General features: G+C 72.6%; 1 protein-coding gene. It reads left to right on the top strand.

Translation table 11 applies throughout. The annotated features are described in order from the left end of the window. Positions 1-13: 13 nt before the first annotated feature. A partial coding sequence (locus AB0I21_RS57385) for a type I polyketide synthase (RefSeq protein WP_360574500.1) occupies positions 14-2313 on the top strand: 2300 nt, incomplete at its 3' end.

Here is a 2313-nt window from a genome sequence, read left to right as displayed (position 1 = left end):
GTGGCTCGGGTCGGTGAAGTCGAACCTCGGCCACACCCAGGCCGCCGCCGGCGTCGCCGGGATCATGAAGATGGTCCTCGCCCTGCAACACCAGATGCTGCCCCGCACCCTGCACGTCACCACACCGTCGTCCCATGTGGACTGGTCGGAGGGTGCGGTCGCGCTGCTCACCGAGGCCCGGCCGTGGCCCTCCACCGACCGGCCGCGCCGCGCCGGGGTGTCGTCGTTCGGGATCTCCGGCACCAACGCCCACGTGATCCTGGAGGAGGCGCCCGCGACCCCGCCGGCCGCCGCGCCCTCACCGCTGCCGGTGGTGCCGTGGCCGCTGTCGGCGCGGACCCCGGAGGCGCTCGACGCGCAGGTGACCCGGCTCCGGCAGGCGACCCTCGCCGATCCTGTCGACGTCGGTCACTCCCTCGCGACCGGACGGTCGGCGTTCGACCACCGGGCCGTCGTGCTCGGCGACGCGGTGATCCGTGGCCGGGTCACCGAGGGCGGGAACGCGATGCTGTTCACCGGTCAGGGTGCGCAGTGGCCCGGCATGGGCCGCGGTCTCTACGAGGCGTTCCCGGTCTTCGCCGCGGCGTACGACGAGGTGTGCGCCCTCGTCGAGGTGGATGATGCGCGGCTCGATGAGACGCAGTGGACGCAGCCCGCCCTGTTCGCGGTTGAGGTCGCGGTGTACCGGCTGCTGGAGTCCTGGGGTCTGCGACCCGACTTCCTGCTCGGTCACTCGATCGGCGAGCTGGCCGCGGCGCATGTGGCCGGGGTGTGGTCCCTGGAGGACGCCTGCAAGGTGGTGGCCGCCCGCGGCCGGCTCATGCAGGAGTTGCCCACGGGTGGCGCGATGGTGGCGATCCAGGCCTCCGAGGAGGCGGTCCGGGAGGTGCTGGTCGGCGGTGCGGAGATCGCCGCCGTCAACGCCCCGGACGCCGTGGTGGTCTCCGGCGACGAGGACGCCGTCGAGAAGGTCGCGGCGGGGTTCGCCAAGACGCGGCGGCTCAACGTGAGTCACGCGTTCCATTCGGCGCGGATGGACGGGATGCTCGACGCGTTCCGCGAGGTCCTCGCCACCGTGAAATTCAACAAGCCTTGGATTCCGATTGCGACGACGTCCACCGGCGAGTTGACCGACCCGGAGTACTGGGTGGGTCAGGTCCGGGGGACGGTCCGGTTCGCCGACGCCGCCGATCGTCTCAGGCAGAAGGGCGTGACGCGGTTCCTGGAGGTCGGCCCCGACGGGATCCTGTCGGCGCTGGTCGACGGCATCCCGGCGATGCGGAAGGGCCGCGACGAAGTCAGCACCCTGATGACCGCGCTCGCCCGGGCCCACGTCGCCGGATGGTCGCCCGACTGGACCCGGCTCCTGGCCGGCGGTCGGCGCGTCGACCTGCCCACGTACCCGTTCCAGCGGCAGCGGTTCTGGCCGACGGTCCGCCGCGGCACTGCCCCCACGTTCGCGAGGTGGTTGCAGCGTGAATCCACTGTGGATGGCTGGCTGTACCGCGAGGACTGGGCGCCGCTGCCGCGCCGCGACGCGACGCTCACCGGCACCTGGCTCGTGGTCGGTAGCGGCTCCGAGGCGGTCGTGGCGGCGCTGGCGGCGGCGGGTGCCGAGACGGTCGTTCACAGCGACCTCCCGGACGCTTCGTTCGCGGGTGTGGTGGCGTTGCCTGCCGATGCGGCCGAGGCACTGGCCATCGTGCAGTCGCTCGGTGACAAAGGGCCGCTGTGGTGCGTGACCCGGGGTGCTTCGACGGATCCGGTGCAGCGCGCGATCTGGGGTCTCGGCCGGGTCGTCGCCCTGGAGCACCCGGACCGGTGGGGCGGCCTCGTCGATCTCGACAGCGACGCCGACCTGTCCCTGCTGCCCGGAGTGCTTGCCGGTGCCGAGGACCAGGTCACCGTCCGGTCGGGCACCGTTCACGGTCGGCGCCTCGCCAGGGCGACCGCGACGCGAGGGTGGCGCCCATCCGGGACGGTGCTCGTCACGGGCGGTACCGGCGCCCTGGGCGGGCACGTCGCGAGGTGGCTGACCGCGGAGGGCGCGTCCAGGGTTGTGCTGGTCAGCCGTCGCGGCTCTGACGCTGTACAGGTGGACGGTGTCGAGGTCGTAGCCGCGGACGTCACCGATCCTGCCGCTGTCGCCGACCTGGTCGCCCGCTACGCGCCGAACGCGGTCATTCACGCTGCTGGTGTCCTGGACGACGGGACTGTGGACGCGTTGACGCCGGAGCGGATCGCGACGGTGATGGCGGCGAAGGTGGACGGGGCCAGGCACCTTGATGCGGCGACCCGGGGTCTGCCGCTGGA

Source organism: Dactylosporangium sp. NPDC050588 (assembly GCF_040654975.1).
Lineage (GTDB): Bacteria > Actinomycetota > Actinomycetes > Mycobacteriales > Micromonosporaceae > Dactylosporangium > Dactylosporangium maewongense.
This window is presented reverse-complemented; position numbering and strand designations above follow the sequence as displayed.